The sequence below is a fragment of the Shewanella sp. S23-S33 genome, assembly GCF_043359565.1.
Classification (GTDB): domain Bacteria; phylum Pseudomonadota; class Gammaproteobacteria; order Enterobacterales; family Shewanellaceae; genus Shewanella; species Shewanella oncorhynchi.
Genome location: NZ_JBHFFD010000050.1, coordinates 75656 through 95741, shown reverse-complemented (window position 1 = coordinate 95741; position 20086 = coordinate 75656). Strand labels below are relative to the sequence as shown.

Genomic DNA, 20086 nt, shown 5'->3' with positions numbered 1-20086 from the left:
AAGTAACATAAGTCTCTTCATTTTATGATCATGGCCTTAGGAGTCCCTGCCGAGATGGCTGATTTAGACCAAGTATTAGCAGAAATTAGACGTGGTACCGATGAGATTTTACTCGAAGCGGATCTGCTGGAAAAACTCAAAGAAGGACGTCCACTCCGTATTAAGTTAGGCGCTGACCCTACCGCTCCGGATATCCATCTTGGACACACAGTAATCTTGAATAAATTAAGATTATTCCAAGAGTTAGGTCATGAAGTCATTTTTTTGATTGGTGACTTTACTGGTATGGTGGGGGACCCAAGTGGTAAAAATAGCACACGTCCGCCGCTCACCCGTGAACAAGTTTTAGCGAACGCAGAAACCTATAAAGAACAGGTTTACAAGATCCTCGATCCTGCTAAGACTCGTATCGAATTCAACTCAAGCTGGTTAGAGCCATTGGGCGCCGCTGGTATGATCCGTCTCGCGTCTAAGCAAACTGTGGCTCGTATGATGGAGCGTGATGACTTTAAGAAGCGTTATGCCTCGGGTCAGTCTATTGCGATTCATGAGTTTATGTATCCTTTACTTCAGGGCTATGACTCAGTTGCGCTACAGGCCGATGTTGAGCTGGGTGGTACAGATCAAAAGTTCAACCTGTTAATGGGCCGTGAACTGCAAAAAGCCGAAGGCCAAAAGCCACAAGCTGTGATCATGATGCCGCTGCTTGAAGGTTTAGATGGCGTGAAGAAAATGTCTAAATCGGCGCATAACTATATTGGCGTGAGCGAACCTGCCAACGAAATGTTTGGCAAGCTGATGTCAATTTCGGATGACTTGATGTGGCGTTACTTTGAACTACTGTCATTCCGCCCACTGGCTGAAATTGAACAGTTTAAGCAAGATGTGGCGAATGGGTCTAACCCACGTGACACTAAAATCGCCTTAGCTAAGGAAATTATCACACGTTTCCACGATGCAGCGTCTGCCGAAAGTGCGCATCAAGCCTTTGTCGATCGTTCTAAGGGCATGATCCCCGATGATATCGAAGAAATTGAGTTAGCTGCGGGTGAAGGTATTGCGATTGCCAATCTGTTGAAAGACGCGGACTTAGTGTCATCGACTTCAGAAGCGATGCGGATGATCAAGCAAGGCGCGGTAAAGATGGACGGCGAAAAACTAGAAGATAGCCGTGTGACTTTGTTAGCGGGTACTGTTGCTGTATTCCAAGTCGGTAAACGTAAGTTTGCCAAAGTGACTTTGGTATAGTGACGTTGGTTTAGTTAGGTTTACGCTACAGTAAGTTTAAACGAACAAAAAGAGCGCCTTAGGGCGCTCTTTGTTTTTGAATCTTTTGACAATACAAGATTAAGGCGCTGTGCTGGCCTCATGCTCGGCGATATTACATCTGTCGGTGCCAAAGTGTTGCCCACCACTGCATTTCCATGCCAATTGGGCCGAACTTACCTGCCAAAGTTTAGCGTTTTGTTTCAGTGAGATAATCAACAGCATCTGTGGATGCTGCTTGGAAAGCTCGCTCACTTGATAGGTTAAAATGCCGTCTTTATTGGTTTGAGTTCGCACTAAGGTAAATTTGTTGCCTGCATATTGGCTGCTGATTTTATTGGGATCTTCCGACCAAGGCTGATGTTGTGCCTGAGCGGTACGTAGTTGTTGATTAAAATGGCTTACTGGCTGAACGGCGTAGGAAACGATAATGGGCTGTAAGGCCTGTGCTTTGGGGGCCAGTATTAAGCCATTAAGGGCGAGTAGGGCAATCAATCCAAAAAACTTCATACAAACCTCATTGAAACGAAACGGCTCAGTCAATTTTTCAAAGGTAAAATACGCAGTGGTATTGACTCATTGTTAGTTTCGACTCGTTTTTAGGGATCAAGTTTCAAAGACGGGTAAATTTTGTGACTACTGCATCGCTAATTGGTCTGACATGGTCTGGTAATCGATTAGGTCGACATGTTCCGTTACTCTGCGATTGAGCATGTCGATCTTAAGGCTTGTCACACCAGGTATCGCAACATCGATGATTTTCCCCGGTTTGCCAAATTGTTCACCTGGACCCTTGAAATGATAGTTACCTATCATCACTACTAAAGAGCCTGCGTTATACATATGCTCTATGTTGAAGTTGTACTCGAGCACGCCCTCGTGGGCGCGCTCAAGGAAGTCGATGATGAAGCGGCCGCCAGTGTATTTTCGGTTGGCGGTTTTGTCGAAGAAGACGCTTTCGCGGTTATAGAATTTTCGCAGTGTCTTATAGTCGTGTTCAGTTAGCGCATTCATATATTTTACGGCTAACTGCTGTTCTTGTGGCATTTCACCTGAGTTGGCTTGCGCCGCTGCAGGATTGAGGGCTGGAACAAAAATGAGGCACAAAATAAAACACAATATTCGCAAACTATTCCCTCTTGGTCTTGAGATCAAAGGCCGGTAATGAAAGATGCCACTTGATGGCACTTAAGCGGATTAACAGGGCACTGGCCATCGCCAGAAACAGCGCCATTTTTTCGCCCATACCGTAGGCTAAGCTCATGGTATAGCCGATACCACCTATGATCGAAGCTGTGGCATAGACTTCTGTGCGTAAGACCATAGGAACTTGTCTACACAGTAAGTCTCGAATAATGCCTCCTCCCACGCCTGTGATCAAGCCCATTACGACGGCAATCATCCCACTCAAGCCCATATTGAGGGCCTTTTCAGCACCTATCACGGTAAAGAGGGCCAATCCAAAGGCATCTGCAACGGGTAAAATATACTCGGGTACCTTACGAGGGCGACGGACTAATAGCAAACAGACGAGCACGGTCGCGAGGATCACTATGATGTAATTCGGGTCGCGGATCCAGAACACTGGCGTTGCACCAATTAAGGCATCACGAATACTGCCACCACCGACAGCGGTAACCGAGGCGAGCACGATAACGCCAAAGGGGTCCATTCTATGGCGTCCAGCGGCAAGTGCGCCGGATAATGCAAATACAGCGGTACCCCATAAATCAAAAAAGTAGATCCACTGGCTCATTTACTCATCTCTTTGATATGGATATTTAATGCGTCAACAGAGATGCGGATTTCAATCACAGATAAAATCAGTGAATAGAGCAAGAGCAGTAGGCTAGCGCCAAAAATCACTGAGCCGGTTTTATTAAAGCCGATATAGATAAAAATCATACACAGTACACATAGGGCAAAGCTTGACACGCCTGCTTCCTGCATTCGACGAATGATGGTAATACGCTGGCTCAGGTTCTTAATTTGATCTTTATGTACGGGTTTTTCACCATTGCTTAAATTTCGGATTAATGCGGCTAAGGCAAAAAAACGATTGGTATAAGCTAATAGTAACAATGAGATAGCAGGAAATAACAACGCAGGTGTTGTTAATGAAACATGCATGTTTTCGAGCAAGATGGTCAGCCTTTAACTTCACGTTGAGATAATGCGGCATCATATCACAGGCTTTGTAACCAACGTAAACTTGCCCATAACAAGGGCAGTATAATGATAAAGCTAAACCAGATAGCACAGGCACGTGAGGTCAGCTTAATTGCAGGCGTGATGTCATCACAGGTTGGCTGCGGACCGTAGCACAATTTATCCACATTGATACGCACGCCAGCAAACTTCTGTGGTCCACCGAGCTCGATTCTCAAAATACTGGCCACGAGATTCACACTGAGAACATAACCTCGAATAGCGTGATGATTTTTAGGGGCTCTAAAAAGTTTTGCAAACGCCTTAGGCCCGCCTTGAATGGCGAGCGACAGGCTCCACAACCAAGCCGGAATCGCCAGCAAGATAATCGATACACCATTCACAGTACTGCAGAAATGTTGATACTTTGGTTGAATGGGCGGCCAGCTCAATTCGAGTTGTTTGAGCATTCGCACAGCTAGCACTAGCGGTGCTCCAGCAATAGCGAAAAAGAAAATGGTCGATGCTGTGCCGTAAATAGGCGCTGTGGCGAGTTTTTCTATGGTGGCTTTGGCTAGGCCGATTTCCGACAAACTATCGGTATCGCGCACTACCCAAGGCTGTAAAAGCTTTTTTGCGCTGGCATTGTCTCCACGTTTTAAGGCTTTAGCGATTTCATCGGCGACTTGGCTAAACCCTGTATCGGTTAAGCACAGATAAAGCACCAAAAATTCGAAAAACCATGGAAAGGCAGCCAGTTCGAGTAAAAAGGTGATAATGGCCCAAAATGGAAACAGTAACAGCATCATAGCTAAAAAGCCTGCTGTAGCTTGTTGGCTTGGAGATCGTTCAGGGCGATTTACCTTGGCTGCGAGTTGCTTAGCTAAATGGCTAAACCAAATAAGCGGCTGCATTTCCCGTGGCAATGGCGCTAACCGCGCCAATAACAAAGCAAAAAAAAGTACCAAAAAGCCTTCAAACAAAGCGCCATCTATCTCGACAAGTTGTTGATAAAAAGAGGTGTGCATTCGGTACTTTCCACTTAAGTGATTATTTTACTGCGCTAGGATTCAGTTGCTCAAGCAGCAACATCACCATCAGAGCCGAGTGATAACCCGCTTTGACAATATAAGAGTCGAAATCCACTGGCGAGTCATTGTTGGCGTTATCCGATAAAGAGCGGATCACCACAAATGGCACTCCAAACTGATGACAAACTTGAGCGATTGCTGCGCCTTCCATCTCACAGGCGGCCATAGTCGGGAAGTTTTTGAGCATGGCTTGGGTGCGAACAGGATCGCAAATAAAGCTGTCGCCAGTACAAATCAAACCTTCAATCGCTTTGACTTCACCCAGTTGAGCAATCGCTTTGTTGGCGGCTTCAACTAAATGTGCGGCAGGAATAAACGCAGCAGGTTGCTGTGCCATTTGGCCAATTTCATAACCAAAGGCGGTGACATCCACATCATGGTGACGTACTTCAGAAGAAATCACGATATCGCCAATGGCCAGCGAATCCACAAAACCACCGGCAGAACCAGTGTTGATCACCGCATCCGGCGCATATTTTTCGATGAGTAGCGTGGTCGCAATACTTGCGGCGACTTTACCTATGCCTGAGCGAGTCACGACTACGTCTTTACCCGCGAGAGTACCAGCAATAAATTCAATACCAGCAATGGTTTGCGATGTCGCATTTGTCATGGCGGCGATCAGGTGAGCGACTTCTGGCTCCATTGCGCCAATAATTCCAATTTTCATGGGAGACCTTTTTGATTCAACACTTAAGAGTGGGACACGGGAATGCTGGCTAATATACCACACAGTTTTGTGCCGTCGTTATGGTGAGATTGGGATTGCTTGATAATCGCGGGGTAAAACGCGGGAGGGTTAACGGAAAAGTGCGCTCCTAAGATGCACGCTTTCATCTATCTATTTTATCCATCAACCGATTGCGATAAGTCACTAGCCAATGGCTGAACTCGTTTGCACGAGTCCAGCCATTGGAGTGCTTGTTAAAATGACAAGGGTAAAATGTTTTTTACCGATAAAATAAACACGTTGGCGCTTAATCTATAGCGCTTAGTCTAAGTAGTTAAGAATACCTTGGGCGGCATCGCGACCTTCGGCAATGGCTGTCACGACTAAGTCAGAACCACGCACCATATCACCACCGGCAAACACTTTCGGGTTTGTGGTTTGGAATGGGTTTTCGTCTAACTTGCTCGCTTTGACTCGGCCCCATTGATCGAGCTCGATACCGTGTTCGGCAAACCAAGGGGCAGGGCTAGGCTGGAAACCAAAGGCGATAATAATCGCATCGGCTTCGAGCAACTGTTCGCTACCGGCAATCGCTTCGGCGCGTTGACGACCACTTGCATCGGCCTTGCCCATGGCTGTTTCAACGCATTCAATGCCGATCACTTTGCCATCTTGGGTTTTAATCGCCACAGGTTGACGGTTAAACAGGAAGTTAACGCCTTCCTCCCGCGCATTTTGCACTTCACGACGTGAGCCTGGCATGTTGGCCTCGTCCCGGCGGTAAGCACAGACTACGCTGCTGGCACCTTGTCTGACGGCTGTGCGCACACAATCCATCGCAGTATCACCACCGCCTAATACCACCACACGTTTACCTTCAAGGTTCAGGTAGGGCGTTTCAGTATTCTGGGTGCCCATTAAATGATGGGTGTTACCAATCAAATAGGGCAGGGCTTGGTATACGCCTTGGGCATCTTCACCCTCAAGGCCTGCTTTCATCGCGGTATAGGTGCCCATACCGAGGAAGACGGCATCGTATTCTTCGAGCAGTTTAGTAAATGGGATGTCCTTACCTACAGTGACACCGAGTTTGAACTCAATGCCCATGCCTTCTAATACACTGCGACGGGTCGCCATAACGGCTTTGTCGAGTTTAAAAGACGGAATGCCGTAGGTGAGTAGACCACCAATTTGTGGATATTTATCAAAGACCACAGCTTTAACACCGTTGCGAGACAGAATATCCGCGCAGCCTAAACCCGCAGGACCCGCACCGACAATCGCCACGCGTTCAGGGCGTGGCGTGACCTTGCTCATATCGGGGCGCCAGCCTTGGGCGATCGCTGTGTCGGTAATGTATTTTTCGACATTACCGATAGTGACAGCGCCAAAGTCGTCGTTCAGAGTACAAGCACCTTCACAGAGTCTGTCTTGTGGACAAACACGGCCGCAGATTTCGGGCAGAGTGTTGGTCTCATGCACTAAATCTGCCGCTTCCATGATGCGACCTTGTTCCGCTAGCTTGAGCCAGTTAGGAATATAATTGTGTAGCGGGCATTTCCACTCACAATAAGGATTGCCGCAATCTAAACAGCGGTCCGCTTGCTCAGCCACTTGAGGCTGAGCAAAAGGCTGATAAATCTCAATAAACTGAGTCGCACGTTTAGCTGCAGGGTGTTTAGCGGGGTCTTTACGACCCACTTCAATAAATTGAAAATCGTTACTCATGCGCCATTACCCCGCTTTTACAACTAATTCTGGGCTCGATTTCTCTAATTTGAGCAGATCGGCCACGGCAATATTTTTAGGTTTTACTAATACGAAGCAATCTAACCAGTTACCAAAATCACTTAAGATCATCTTGGCATGTTCGCTGCCCGTCTCGGCCACGTGGGCTTCAATCAGACCTTTTAAATGTTGTTGATGTATCGGTGATTCGAGTTTTTGAGTATCGACAAGCTCTGTATTCACACGGCGATTGAAGCGGCCGAATTGATCGAACACATAGGCAAAACCGCCTGTCATCCCAGCGCCGAAGTTCACCCCTGTTTTACCAAGGACAACCACAATGCCGCCGGTCATGTATTCGCAGCCGTTATCGCCAAGCCCTTCAACCACAGCAATCGCCCCAGAGTTACGGACTGCAAAACGCTCGCCTGCTTGACCCGCGGCGAAGAACTTGCCGCCTGTCGCACCGTAAAGACAGGTGTTACCGACAATGGCGCTGCGTTCACTTTGGAACGGGCTGCCAATAGGCGGGTATATGACAATCTGGCCGCCAGACATGCCTTTACCCACATAGTCGTTGGCATCGCCGCAGAGTTTTAACTCAAGGCCTGGGCTGTTCCACACGCCAAAGCTTTGGCCGGCACTGCCGTTAAAGCTCAGTTTGACCGGCGCTTTGGTGCCTTTGACGCCGAGTGTGCTCGCGATATAGCCTGACAATGTCGCGCCAACGGAACGGTCGGTGTTGTTGATGCTGTAAGCGGCATCGAAACTCTCGCCCTTATCGACGGCGCTTTGGCATTCGTTTAATAAATGCTGGTTAAGCAGCCCTAAATCCGCCGGTGGATTGGTTTCTTGCCAAGTGCGTGACGAGGTTGCTGGCACCTTGGGTTGATACAAAATCGGTGACAGATCTAAGCCTTGTTGCTTCGCGGTTTGTCCTTCGAGGGCATATAACCATTCGCTGCGACCGACTAAGTCTTCAAACTTACTCACCCCTAAGGTCGCCATCCATTCACGAACTTCCTGTGCAACAAACTCAAAGTAAGTCATCACTCGCTCTGGCAGACCATGGTAATGGTTGTCGCGCAGGTTTTTATCTTGCGTTGCTACGCCAGTCGCACAGTTGTTCAAGTGGCAAATACGCAGGTATTTACAACCTAGGGCGATCATAGGCACAGTACCAAAACCAAAGCTTTCGGCGCCTAATAACGCGGCTTTAATCACATCGGTACCGGTTTTTAAGCCGCCATCGACCTGCAAGCGAATTTTATGGCGTAGACCATTTTCCACTAGCGATTGATGCACTTCGGCTAACCCTAGCTCCCATGGACTGCCCGCATATTTCACTGAGGTAATTGGGCTAGCACCTGTGCCGCCGTCATACCCTGAAATCGTGATCATGTCCGCATAGGCTTTGGCCACACCAGTGGCGATGGTCCCCACACCGGGTTCTGACACAAGTTTCACTGAAATCAGCGCTTTAGTATTGATTTGCTTCAAGTCGAAAATCAGCTGGGCTAAATCTTCGATAGAGTAAATATCGTGGTGCGGCGGCGGTGAAATCAAGGTCACACCAGGGCGTGCATGACGCAGTCCGGCGATTTCAACGCTGACTTTATGGCCGGGTAACTGACCACCTTCACCGGGTTTTGCCCCTTGGGCGACTTTAATCTGCAACACATCGGCATTAACTAGATAATGCGCCGTGACGCCAAAGCGTGCCGAGGCAATCTGTTTAATTGCAGAGTTGCGTTCAGTATTAAAGCGGCGTGCATCCTCACCACCTTCACCTGAGTTCGAGCGGCCACCTAAGCGGTTCATCGCAATAGCAAGAGCTTCATGGGCTTCAGGGCTCAAGGCGCCGATGCTCATGGCGGCACTGTCAAAACGTGAATATAGATTTGATGCCGCTTCTACATCGGCGACATTAATCGATGTTTGCGCGCCCTTAATACCGATTAAGTCACGCAGTGTGGCCACGGGACGATTGTCGACGAGTTCGGCGAATTTTTTATAGCTCGCGAAGTCTTTGTCAATCAATGACGCTTGCAAGGTGTTGACCACATCAGGGTTGAAGCAGTGATACTCACCCCCTTCAACGTATTTTAGTAGACCGCCTTGTGGTAATGGCACATGGGCACGGTAGGCCGCTTTGTGCAGAATCGCTTGGTCTTGGGCGATGTCTGCAAAGCCTGCACCCTCGATGCGGCTAATTACGCCTTTAAAACACAGTTCGATCACTTCGCTGGCAATGCCTATGGCTTCAAATTGTTGACTGCAACGATAGGAGCCGACAGTGCTGATGCCCATTTTGGACATGATCTTACGCAAGCCTTTTTCGATGCCGTAGCGGAAGTTCAACATCAATGCCGTGGTATCGGTTAAGTCATGGCGTTTTGCCAGTTCGGAAATTGACTCATACACTAAATACGGATAAATCGCCGTGGCACCAAAGCCAAGCAATACAGCAAAGTGATGCGGATCTCGCGCCGATGCGGTTTCAACAATAATGTTGGTGTCGCAGCGCAGGCTCTTATTCACTAGCATTTGTTGCACAGAACCGACCGCCATGGCCGCGGGGATCACTTGCGCCGTTTTACCTATGGCTCTATCCGAAAGGATCAACAAAGTCGTGCCGCTGCGGGCCAAACGCTCGGCTTCGGCTGTGATGCGGCGAATGGCGCTTTCTAAGCCTTCCTGTGGTTCGTAATTTAAATCGACAATATTGGCGCGATAGTAAGTGCTATCTAATCCCAGTAACTGGTTAAAATCACTGAATAATAAAATAGGTGAATTGAACATTACCCGGTAAGCATGCCCCGTCGTTTCATTGAAGAGGTTCTGTTCACGGCCAATACAAGTGGTCAACGACATGACGTGCTTTTCACGTAATGGATCTATGGGGGGATTCGTTACTTGAGCAAATTTCTGCCTAAAATAGTCATACAGGGAACGTGACTTTTTCGACAATACCGCCATAGGTGTGTCGTCGCCCATGGAGCCTGTGGCTTCTTCACCTTGCTTCGCCAATACCCAAATGACTTGTTCTAATTCCTCACGGGTATAGCCAAATTGTTTTTGATATTGCAGCAATAGTTCAGGGCTTAATTCGCTGGCACCGTGCTGCTCAGAGGCTAAATCTTCCGCTGGCGTTAAAGTACGGCTGTTTTTCGCCATCCACTCTTTGTAAGGGTGGCGGCGTTTAAGATCGTTATCAATTTCAAAAGATTGGTACAGGCGGCCGTTCAAGGTATCGAGTACCAATAATTCTCCAGGCCCAACACGGCCTTTTTCGATGACTTCATCGGCGGCGTAATCCCAAATACCCACTTCGGAGGCTAAGGTCAAAATACGATCTTTTGTGATCACATAACGCGATGGACGCAGACCGTTACGGTCTACGGCGCAGGCGGCATGGCGACCGTTGGTCATCACAATACCAGCCGGACCATCCCAAGGCTCCATGTGCATAGAGTTAAAGTCGTAGAAGGCTTTTAATTCGTCATCCATTTCTGGATTACTTTGCCAAGCAGGCGGGATCAATAGACGCATGGCACGGTATAAGTCCATGCCACCAGATAACAGCATTTCCAGCATGTTATCTAAAGATGAAGAGTCTGAGCCTGTTTCATTCACAAAGGGAGCGGCCTGCTGCAAATCTGGCAGTAGCGGTGAATTAAACTTATAGGCACGGGCACGGGCCCATTGACGGTTACCCGTAATCGTATTGATTTCGCCGTTATGGGCTAAATATCTAAACGGCTGAGCTAATGGCCATTTAGGAGAAGTATTCGTTGAGAAACGTTGATGGAATAGGCAGATAGAGCTTTTTAAGCGAATGTCCGCGAGATCGGGATAAAACGCGGGCAAGTCTACAGGCATCATCAGACCTTTATAGACGATAACTTGGCCTGACAAACTCGCGACATAGAAGTCTTTGTCATCGGTGATCTGCTGCTCTAAGCGGCGACGCGCCATATAAAGGCGACGTTCCAAGTCTTTTTCACGCCAGCCAATGGGGGCGTTGATCAGCACTTGATAGATTTGTGGCAGGCTAGCCTTGCCAATTTCACCTAACACATCGGGATTGACAGGCACCTTGCGCCAGCCTGCAATACTTAAGGTTTCACGCTCGAGTTCGCGCTCAAGAATAAACTTGGCTTGGTCAGCCAGTTCATCGTCTTGACTTAAAAACAGCATACCTACGGCAAATTTTCGGCTCAAATGCCAATCATTTTCCGCGGCAATCGCTTCAAAAAATTGCACGGGTAATTGCATTAATAAACCGCAGCCGTCGCCAGTGCGACCGTCGGAGGCAATGCCCCCGCGGTGCTTCATGCGATCTAGACCATGGATTGCCGTGCGCACTATACGGTGGCTGGCTTCGCCATCCATCTGTGCTATCAACCCAAAACCACAATTGTCCCGCTCAAAACTGGGATGATATAAGCTCATACAAAAACCTCCCTAGACCTCAACTGATTACTACTCGGGGAGAAAATGTAAAGACTTTCTATAGATATGCACCCGAACCACCCAAATTAGCCTGAGATTCAATAAAGGTCAAACCAAAAATTTGCATAAAAAATGGGTATTAATTCATGTTTCATACACAAATCACAATTGCCTTACGTTAACGTCAACAGTAAAATGTGCCGTATAACATTATGAATAAAAAGAATTTTAAAAACTATCAAACTCAAAATTTACCAAGGTGTAACATGCTGATGGGATTGTTTTTGATTTAGAAATAGTGATTTTTATTGCAAACACAGTAAATAGATAAAAAATTAAAATTGTTGAATTGTTATTCATTTTTGATGTGAGCAAGATCTCAGCGGTAAGCTGGCTAATTTGAGGATGCGCACATTTATGATAATAACGGTATGAGTCAGGCGGGAATTTGATGTAGCGCCAAGAAAACTCTCGCTACCTTATTTACACTAAGCTTTTTCTTCTATTTGTTCACGTATTTTCTTTTCTATTTGTGATTTTATCTTGGTTATTCTCAATGAAGCGATATGAAATTTGGTGGGTGCTCTGATGGGGCTTGATGCATATGTGAACACCTTTGGTGCCGTTTGTAAGGCGCGATATGGCACCCGACTGCGAAAACTCACTATAGATGCCAAGTTTACTTGCCCTAACCGTGACGGCACTTTAGGGCGTGGAGGTTGTACTTTCTGTAATGTGGCGTCATTTAGCCATCAAACTGCCGATGTATTGAGTATTACTGAGCAACTCGAACAGGGTAAGAGCCGCTATCGTGAGGCGAAGCCTCAGGCACAAGCCGATAAATTTATTGCTTATTTTCAAGCCTACACTAGCACTTACGATGAATATCAAGTGTTAATGGCTAAGTACGATGAAGCGGTTAAAGATGGCGAGATAGTCGGTTTATGTGTTGGAACTCGCCCCGATTGTGTGCCGAATAATGTACTGGATTTACTGGCGCGCTATCAGGAAAATGGTGTCGATGTGTGGTTAGAGCTCGGGTTGCAAACAGCCAAAGATGAAACACTGCGTAGAATTAACCGTGGCCATGATTTCGCCTGTTATTGTGACACTGTGTCTAGGGCGAGAGCTCGCGGTCTTAAGGTGTGCACTCATCTTATTCTTGGCTTACCCGATGAAACCCATAGCGATTATATGGCGACTTTAGCTGCTGTATTGCAGCAGGGTGTTGACGGTTTGAAGCTACATCCTTTGCATATCGTCGAAGGTAGCACTATGGCTAAGTCGTGGCGAAGTGGGCGCTTACCTTTATTGAGTATTGAGGATTATGCCCACAGTGTCGGCGAGATGATCCGCCATACTCCCGCGGAAGTGATTTTTCACCGTGTCACCGCTTATGCGAAAAAACCTATGCTATTAGCACCCGATTGGTGTGTCTATCGTTGGGATGGATTGGTGGCGATTGTGGATAATTTGCAGCTTTATGGTGGACAAGGGCACGCATTAGCGCAACGATAGAGGCAAGTTAGTGGGATAAATTTACTCCCCAAATGTTATGTCGTCGCTATTATGTCGTAAGCGTTTATTTACGACTATTAGTTTGTTTTTTGTTAATTTTAATCTGAATTAGACCATGAATATCGCTATAAGTTGCACTGACAATTTTAGTGGGTATCATGTGATAAATTCGTTTTAAGCATTGAACCACTTAAGGGAGGCCTTATGGCCACAGTTGAATTAGAAGCAATCCTAGATCTCAATACTCTCGAACAGTACTGCAGCGCCATTGGTGCCGGTACCTTACTCAAGAGTGTGGTGTTATTTGAGCAGCTAATGCCTGAATATGTTGGAAATCTAGTGAAGGCTAACGACGCAGCAGACAAAGATACCTTATGTTCAGAAGCACATAAATTTAAAGGTGCTGCAGGTTCTGTGGGGTTAAAACGTATTCAGCAAATCGCCCAATTATTACAGCATGGCGAAGAAGCAAGATGGGATGCTGAACATGGCTCTTGGGTTGCTGACATCGTTGAACACGCGAGTGCAGATTTACAACAGTTAAAGTTATTCCTCCAAGCCAAAGCATAAAATATTACTTGCTAAGGTAAGTTAAGGCGCAGCAATAATGTCTATTGTTGCGCTCAATTGAGTGAATCTTGCATTGGTTTTACGATTAAGTTTGTTGTTTTCGACATTTTCTTGTTAGCGCTTTTCCCATCTTATTTTGTTACTCCCACTTAAGTTTTACGGCGAACCGATTGAATATCGATTCGGGTCACAATCCTGATATCTTATGCCGCGTTATTGCTCATCACTTATGCTAAAGTAGATTTAATTTCTTAATTCATAACCTTAATGGCAATCGAGAAAATGAAAAGTTTACCTAGCTTAAAAAACTTATTCTATTTGGTGAATCTCCATCAAGAGCAGAATTTTAACCGCGCCGCTAAGGTGTGTTTTGTCAGTCAATCAACGCTTTCAAGTGGGATCCAAAACCTAGAAGAGCAGTTAGGACATCAGTTGATTGAGCGAGACCATAAGTCATTTATGTTTACCGCCATTGGTGAAGAAGTGGTGCAGCGCGCCCGTAAAATTCTCACTGATGTGGATGATTTGGTGGAATTAGTGAAAAATCAAGGTGAGCCGATGACGGGGGATATTCGCTTAGGCTGTATTCCAACCATAGCGCCTTTCCTATTGAGTCGTGTGATCCGCCAGTGTCAGCAATCTTATCCGGCGATGAGTTTATTATTGAAGGAAGATACCACTGAGCGTTTGCTAGATGCTTTGGGTAAAGGAGAGCTGGACTTATTGATCCTAGCGCTACCCGTTGATACTAGCGGTTACCACAGCATGAAAGTGGGCATAGATCCTTTCAAAATGGTTGCCCACAAAGATTTAGCGGGTGGCATACATCAACCTATTGATTATCAAACTCTGCCGGACGAGAGCATTTTTCTTCTGCAAAGTGAGCATTGCATCACAGGCCATGCTATTACTGCATGTCAGCTAGGTGATAGTGCGAAAGTCAATCCGTTTGCCGCCACCAGTTTGCATACTTTAGTGCAGATGGTGAACAGTAAACTGGGCACCACGTTTCTTCCGCAAATGGCCATTGACGCGGGTATTTTGAATGACACAGATTTAGTGGTGATGACGCCACCGGGTGAAGCTCCTTACCGTGATATCGGCCTTGTTTGGCGTCAAACCACCAGTCGCATCTTAACTTTCCGCACTTTAGGTTTAATGATCCAAAAATTATTAACTAAGGACGGGGAATAAACTGACTGTAACTGCAAAGCATTAATTCAAGCTAAAGCTTAAAGTCGATTACAAATCAGAGCGGGGAAACGCCAAACACTTCAATTGAGTGTTGTTTCCCTTTGAGTTTGACTGGGCCTAGATTTGATAGGTGATACTGAGTGTTGGGGTTATCTAAACGTCCCGCGAGTGCGCCCGAAATCAACATGCGCTGTCCTAGTGGATTACATTGATCTTGCAGTCTTGCTAAGGTATTGAGCACGTCACTAAAGAAACTAATTTCTTGTTTCTGTACACCAACAACTGCAGCGACGACTTGGCCACAATGGGCCGCCGCTTTAAATTTCGGCACAAAGCCATAATGCTCTTCAAAGTAGCGGCGTTGCCAGTTCAGTTGTTGGCTAAATTCAAAATAAATATTCATGCAGCGGTCGTGAACTATCCCTTCTTCTAATGGCCAGTGAAGCAGCACTGCATCTCCCATATAGCGGTAGATTTCAGCTTCGTTATTGGACACTGTATCTGAAAGTAAACTAAAGCTGTCTTGGATCAATCGACTAAAGCGGTAATCGCCAAGTGATTCGGCATGTGTGGTTGAGGCGACCATGTCTAAATAGAGGAATAAGCGCTGCTCGTATCTTGGCTTGTGGTATTTACCAAGGCCTATGTTGAGTAAAATACGCGGCCCGACTAATAATGCCATTTGCTCGACAAAAGCTAAGCTGACTCGTACAACGACCAAATATACGATCAATGCTTGGAATGAAGGACTATAGAGAATGTGCGCCGTCAGCATTTGTCTGAGGGTCGACATGTGATTTTCGATGGCCCACATATTTAAAAACTGAGTCATGTAAGCTAACGTCGTAGCACCCAGTAATAAAAACAAGCCCTTAAAGATGACTGAAAACACATAGGGGAGGCGATTGATTGCACTGAAATCGGCAATGACGTTCGACATCCAATGTAAGCTGCCGAAAATAATCCCCATGTAGATAGCAAGTGTTGCGAGATCAGCCGAACTTACCGCCCATTGGGGCAGCTCTGGTGATTGGGCATATCGAAAAAACACGAATGCAGCCATGGCAATCGCCCAAGCTAAAATCGCAAAAAGGAGTTTTTTCGCTTGTCTACGTGCTCTCACTGCTTGATTGGTATCCGAATACGGCTGTGATTTCAGGATGCCGTAGTTTATAGAAAAGAGTCACCTTAGTGCCAGTGAAATTTGTGATCTGGATCAATCCAAGTCCATATCGTTACTAAAAATTAACCAAATACCTTATTAAGTATCATAGCAGTGAAACTGGTCTTTAAATAAAAACCCCTAGGGTTAGTCATTTTGAGGCTACCATCTTCGGCAATGCTTTGTGTTAACGCCTTACTATTCGCGGCCTTAGGTCGCAATTGCAGCACTTCGCCGTGACGCGCTGTAAGCCTCTCTACTTTTCCGAGGGCGATAAGCTCCATGATCTCTTCCCAATCCTGTTGCAGTAATTGCAACTCGTGCGGATCCGGTTCCCACAATATTGGCGTACCTATACGGCGCTCACCCACAGGAATATGCCTCTCTCCTTCAACGGGTACCCAAAGTACTCGCTGTAACTTATGGCAGACTAAGCTGTTTTGCCAGGTTAATCCTTGGATATTTGATAGCGGCGCCACGCAGACATAAGTGGTCTCCAGCGGTCGCCCCTGTGTATCAATGGGGATAGTTTTAAGCTCGACCCCTAAATGCAGAAAATCTTGCTCAGGTTTAGAACCCGCCGTTGCGCCTAATTCCATTTCGATTAATTGACCGACCCAACCTTTATCGCGTTTAAGATCCTTGGGGACACGAATGCTTCTTTGGCTTGCTATCTGCGCCAAACTCACGCCCGCCATCATGTTGGCACGTTCGAGTAGTTCAGATAGATTTTCAGGGGGGATAATTCGATTCATGGCTGGATTTTACTTAAAAATAACCGCTTAGCAATGGTGGTTAAAAAATGAGCTCTACAGGGTGGATTAACTTGTACCGAATGTTTTTATTCTAAGTGACTGATTTTAAATTTTATATCCGTGTTAACCCCCGTTTTGCAAAAAAGTGTTCAAAGTTACTCTCTGCTTTCCCTTGCGTTCCCCACATACTTATCCACAGATATTATGGATAACTCAGTAAAGTGAGCCTCTTAACCTAATAAAAATCCTAAGTCAATGCGAATAAAGTGCATTTATTCTGGCTTTTGTGGACAGTTGTGGACACTATTTGTGTATAAAGTTGAGTAATATCGCGAGAATGATAGAAATACTTCTTGCTGGTCAAATAATGAGCTTTATTGGTTTTTTAGTCTAAAATAAATCATGATTAATATGCAAGTTTATGAATTTGTTTGCTATTAAGTTTTAACGCTAAATTTTAAAAACGATGGTAAATAGATGTTTTTTGAACGTTATAACAAGTTCACCTGAGTTTCAAACAGAGATATCCACAGAAAATGTGGATATCCCTGGATTCCATCCCCTAGCATTGTTGATAAATGTCTTTTAAGTCAGATGTTATCCAAAGCTTAGGATAAAATAGAGGTTTGCTGAGAGACTAGCTTTATGAAACAATCAGTTTATTAAAATTTAATGTGATTTGGAGTCCATGTGATTGATAGCGACGGCTTTCGCGCAAATGTGGGCATTATAATTTGTAACAGATATGGCCAAGTCATGTGGGCTAGACGTTTCGGTCAACACTCATGGCAATTTCCTCAAGGTGGCGTCGATGATGGCGAGACAGCAGAAGAGGCTATGTACCGTGAGTTGTATGAAGAAGTGGGCCTAAGACCTGAACACGTGCATATATTAACCTCGACCCGTTCTTGGTTGCGCTATCGTTTGCCAAAGCGTTTAGTGAGGCAAGACAGTAAACCTGTGTGTATCGGGCAAAAACAAAAGTGGTTTCTGTTACAACTGAAAAGCCAAGATAGTGCGATTAATTTGAGTTCTTCTGGGCATCCTGAATTTGACGATTGGCGCTGGGTAAGTTATTGGTATCCTGTGCGGCAAGTTGTGTCATTTAAGCGTGATGTTTATCGTAAGGTGATGAAAGAGTTTGCGGTAACGGCATTGTCATTCCAAACCCTAGAAATACCTAGGAAACGGGGAAGACAAAAAACAACGGGCTGATTTTCAAAAGAGGATTGAAAACAGTGTTAAATACGCTTAGGGATATTACTCAGGCTGTGGCATCTGCCCACAGTTTGGAAACCGCATTAGAAATCTTAGTTTCATCGACTAAAGCGGCGATGGAAACCCAATGTTGCTCCATCTATATCCTAGAAGAGCAAGAACTCGTGTTATCTGCAACCGATGGTCTTGAAAAAAGCGCCGTTGGTCGAGTACGTATGCCGCTGACTGAAGGTTTAGTTGGACTCGCTGCCCAGCGAGAAGAGGCCGTTAATTTAGCAGATGCTCGGCTTCATCCCAGATTTAAACTTTTTCCTGAAGTCGCCGAAGAAGAATACCGCGCTTTTTTAGCTGTACCTATTATCTACCAGAAGGCTGTGGTAGGGGTGATAGTGGTACAGCAGGCGAGTGCTCGCCAATTCAGTGAGGGTGAAGAAGCCTTCCTGATGACGCTCGCCGCCCAATTAGCGATGGCGGTGCGTGGCTTAAAACAAAAAGCACAAGTCAGCTCCCATCATCAACAAATTCTGTTTCAAGGTACTTCAGCGTCAAACGGTATCGCCATTGCGTATGCCTTCGTACTTGGTGGGGAAATCCCCCTTGAACAGCCTGAGGTGCGCTCTGACGATATTGCCTATGAATCGAGTCGCTTAACCACGGCTATGGTGCGTTGTAAAGAAGCAATAGGTGCCTTATCTCAACGGTTTGATCGCGAGCAAGATGACGAAGTTGTCTCCATTTTCAATGCATTACAGTTACTGCTCGATGATGCTAGTTTAGGCGGCGAATATACCCGTGAAGTGCAATTAGGCTGGGCTGCTGAGTCGGCGGTGAGCCGAGTGTCTCTACGTTATATTCAACAGTTTTTAGCAATGGAAGACCCTTACCTTAAGGAGCGGGCTAGCGATATTCGCGACTTAGGTCAAAAAGTATTACGCCAACTTATTGAGCCAGAACGTCTAGAGCTTGAGCCCGATAAACCTGTAATCCTCATTACCCGTGAAGCCGATGCGACTATGTTGGCTGAGTTCCCAAGGCAAAAGCTTGCGGGTATTGTCACTGAGCTTGGTGGCGTAAACTCCCATGCCGCCATTTTAGCCCGTGCCTTAGGTGTGCCTGCTATTACAGGTGTCGAGCAACTGTTATCCGCCAATATTGACCAAAAACTTTTAGTTGTAAACGCAAGCCGTGGTCAGTTATTGGTGTCGCCATCACCTGCGATTGTCGGTGAGTATCGTAGCCTGATTTCGGCACAAAAAGCTTTGCAACGCCAGTATGCCCAAGAATTAGCGCTGCCTTCTGTAACCCTAGATGGTTCACGTATTCGCTTGTATCTCAATGCGGGATTACTCAGTGGTGTGGCCTCTGAAATTGCAGAGGGCGCCGACGGTATTGGGCTTTATCGCACTGAAATTCCTTTTATGTTGCAACAGCGCTTCCCGAGTGAATCTGAGCAAGTCAAAGTCTATCAACAGGTCTTATCGGCAGCGTCCGGTCGACCTGTGGTGATGCGTACTTTAGATGTGGGAGGCGATAAACCTTTACCGTATTTCCCGATTAAAGAAGACAATCCTTTCCTTGGATGGCGCGGTATTCGCTTGTCTCTGGATCATCCTGAGCTGTTTTTGGTGCAGTTACGGGCCATGCTACAGGCTGGGGGAGACGGTAAACAGTTAAGTATTTTGCTGCCTATGGTCAGCAACTTAGATGAAATCGATCAATCCTTAGAATATTTGCAACAAGCCTATGTTGAATTAAAAAACGATGTTAACAGCGACATAGTGATGCCACGAATAGGCATTATGCTCGAAGTGCCTGCCATGTTATATCAGTTGGATGATGTGGCAAAACGAGTGGATTTTGTCTCTGTTGGTAGTAATGATTTAACCCAATATTTGCTGGCTGTTGACCGTAATAACCCGCGGGTGAGCTCGTTATTTGACAGTTATCATCCTGGAATATTGCGGGCTTTGCATCAGGCGCACCTAGATTGTCGATACCATAAACTCGATATTAGTATCTGTGGAGAGTTAGCGGGCGAACCTATGGGGGCCATTTTGCTGGTGGCTATGGGATACGATCAGTTGAGTATGAATCAGGGCAGTTTAGCGCGGATCAATTATCTATTGCGACGTGTTGCGCGGGCTGATTTAGATCAATTACTTGCTAAAGCGCTGAGCCTATCAAACGGCTTCCAAGTGCGTGAGCTGGTTAAAGAATATTTGACCCAGCAGGGTCTCGCAACAATTCTTAATTAACTAATGCTGTGTTTTGCTTTAAGCTAAGGCCCTCAATTTATCACGCTGTAGGTACT

At 46.1% G+C, this 20086-nt stretch carries 16 protein-coding genes; 6 read left to right on the top strand and 10 right to left on the bottom strand.

Going from position 1 to position 20086, the window contains the following annotated elements:
* Positions 1 to 54 precede the first annotated feature (54 nt).
* On the top strand, positions 55 to 1248 hold the full coding sequence (gene tyrS / locus ACHA99_RS13305) for a tyrosine--tRNA ligase (RefSeq protein ID WP_131523049.1): 1194 nt from the start codon (positions 55 to 57) through the stop codon (positions 1246 to 1248).
* Between the two features lie 99 nt (positions 1249 to 1347).
* Here tyrS and ACHA99_RS13300 read toward each other — a convergent pair whose 3' ends face one another.
* The 8 genes from ACHA99_RS13300 to gltB all read right to left on the bottom strand — a co-directional run bounded on the left by ACHA99_RS13300 (position 1348) and on the right by gltB (position 11358).
* On the bottom strand, positions 1348 to 1776 hold the full coding sequence (locus ACHA99_RS13300) for a hypothetical protein (RefSeq protein ID WP_113940677.1): 429 nt from the start codon (positions 1774 to 1776) through the stop codon (positions 1348 to 1350).
* A gap of 126 nt (positions 1777 to 1902) precedes the next feature.
* Positions 1903 to 2394 (bottom strand): nuclear transport factor 2 family protein, encoded by a 492-nt coding sequence (locus ACHA99_RS13295; protein ID WP_028760847.1) that lies wholly within the window; start codon positions 2392 to 2394, stop codon positions 1903 to 1905.
* Between the two features lies 1 nt (position 2395).
* The gene (locus ACHA99_RS13290) at positions 2396 to 3022 is read right to left on the bottom strand and encodes a trimeric intracellular cation channel family protein (protein ID WP_173246146.1); all 627 of its coding nucleotides are present in this window, start codon (positions 3020 to 3022) and stop codon (positions 2396 to 2398) included.
* Positions 3019 to 3396: a DUF2721 domain-containing protein gene (locus tag ACHA99_RS13285; RefSeq protein WP_012088590.1), complete on the bottom strand. Its 378-nt coding sequence runs from the start codon at positions 3394 to 3396 to the stop codon at positions 3019 to 3021. The genes ACHA99_RS13290 and ACHA99_RS13285 overlap by 4 nt, the downstream gene beginning before the upstream one ends.
* A 56-nt stretch (positions 3397 to 3452) precedes the next feature.
* Positions 3453 to 4442, bottom strand: a complete 990-nt coding sequence (locus ACHA99_RS13280; protein ID WP_393943215.1) for a cobalamin biosynthesis protein — start codon at positions 4440 to 4442, stop codon at positions 3453 to 3455.
* 22 nt (positions 4443 to 4464) lie between these two features.
* Positions 4465 to 5175 (bottom strand): 5'-methylthioadenosine/adenosylhomocysteine nucleosidase, encoded by a 711-nt coding sequence (locus tag ACHA99_RS13275; RefSeq protein ID WP_028760844.1) that lies wholly within the window; start codon positions 5173 to 5175, stop codon positions 4465 to 4467.
* A gap of 321 nt (positions 5176 to 5496) precedes the next feature.
* Positions 5497 to 6903, bottom strand: coding sequence for an FAD-dependent oxidoreductase (locus ACHA99_RS13270; protein ID WP_219252993.1), 1407 nt, complete (start codon positions 6901 to 6903; stop codon positions 5497 to 5499).
* 6 nt (positions 6904 to 6909) lie between these two features.
* Positions 6910 to 11358, bottom strand: coding sequence for a glutamate synthase large subunit (gene gltB / locus ACHA99_RS13265; RefSeq protein ID WP_393943212.1), 4449 nt, complete (start codon positions 11356 to 11358; stop codon positions 6910 to 6912).
* A gap of 588 nt (positions 11359 to 11946) precedes the next feature.
* On the opposite strand from gltB, the gene ACHA99_RS13260 reads away from it, so the two are divergent.
* The 3 genes from ACHA99_RS13260 (at position 11947) to oxyR (ending at position 14640) form a co-directional block, all read left to right on the top strand.
* Positions 11947 to 12876, top strand: a complete 930-nt coding sequence (locus ACHA99_RS13260; protein WP_393943210.1) for a TIGR01212 family radical SAM protein — start codon at positions 11947 to 11949, stop codon at positions 12874 to 12876.
* Between the two features lie 204 nt (positions 12877 to 13080).
* Complete coding sequence (locus ACHA99_RS13255) at positions 13081 to 13446, top strand: Hpt domain-containing protein (protein WP_028760840.1); 366 nt, start codon at positions 13081 to 13083, stop codon at positions 13444 to 13446.
* Between the two features lie 282 nt (positions 13447 to 13728).
* The gene (oxyR, locus tag ACHA99_RS13250) at positions 13729 to 14640 is read left to right on the top strand and encodes a hydrogen peroxide-inducible genes transcriptional activator OxyR (RefSeq protein ID WP_198572141.1); all 912 of its coding nucleotides are present in this window, start codon (positions 13729 to 13731) and stop codon (positions 14638 to 14640) included.
* 55 nt (positions 14641 to 14695) lie between these two features.
* On the opposite strand, the gene ACHA99_RS13245 is transcribed toward oxyR, so the two are convergent.
* Positions 14696 to 15763 (bottom strand): adenylate/guanylate cyclase domain-containing protein, encoded by a 1068-nt coding sequence (locus tag ACHA99_RS13245; RefSeq protein WP_105249866.1) that lies wholly within the window; start codon positions 15761 to 15763, stop codon positions 14696 to 14698.
* Positions 15764 to 15885: 122 nt separating this feature from the next.
* Complete coding sequence (gene mutH, locus ACHA99_RS13240; RefSeq protein WP_131523041.1) at positions 15886 to 16557, bottom strand: DNA mismatch repair endonuclease MutH; 672 nt, start codon at positions 16555 to 16557, stop codon at positions 15886 to 15888.
* Between the two features lie 690 nt (positions 16558 to 17247).
* On the opposite strand from mutH, the gene rppH reads away from it, so the two are divergent.
* Together rppH and ptsP are read left to right on the top strand one after the other, a co-directional pair.
* Entirely contained in the window at positions 17248 to 17772 is a 525-nt protein-coding gene (rppH, locus tag ACHA99_RS13235; protein ID WP_006080762.1) for an RNA pyrophosphohydrolase, read from the top strand.
* A 23-nt stretch (positions 17773 to 17795) separates the two neighbouring features.
* Positions 17796 to 20030, top strand: coding sequence for a phosphoenolpyruvate--protein phosphotransferase (gene ptsP, locus ACHA99_RS13230; RefSeq protein WP_105249864.1), 2235 nt, complete (start codon positions 17796 to 17798; stop codon positions 20028 to 20030).
* Positions 20031 to 20086 lie beyond the last annotated feature (56 nt).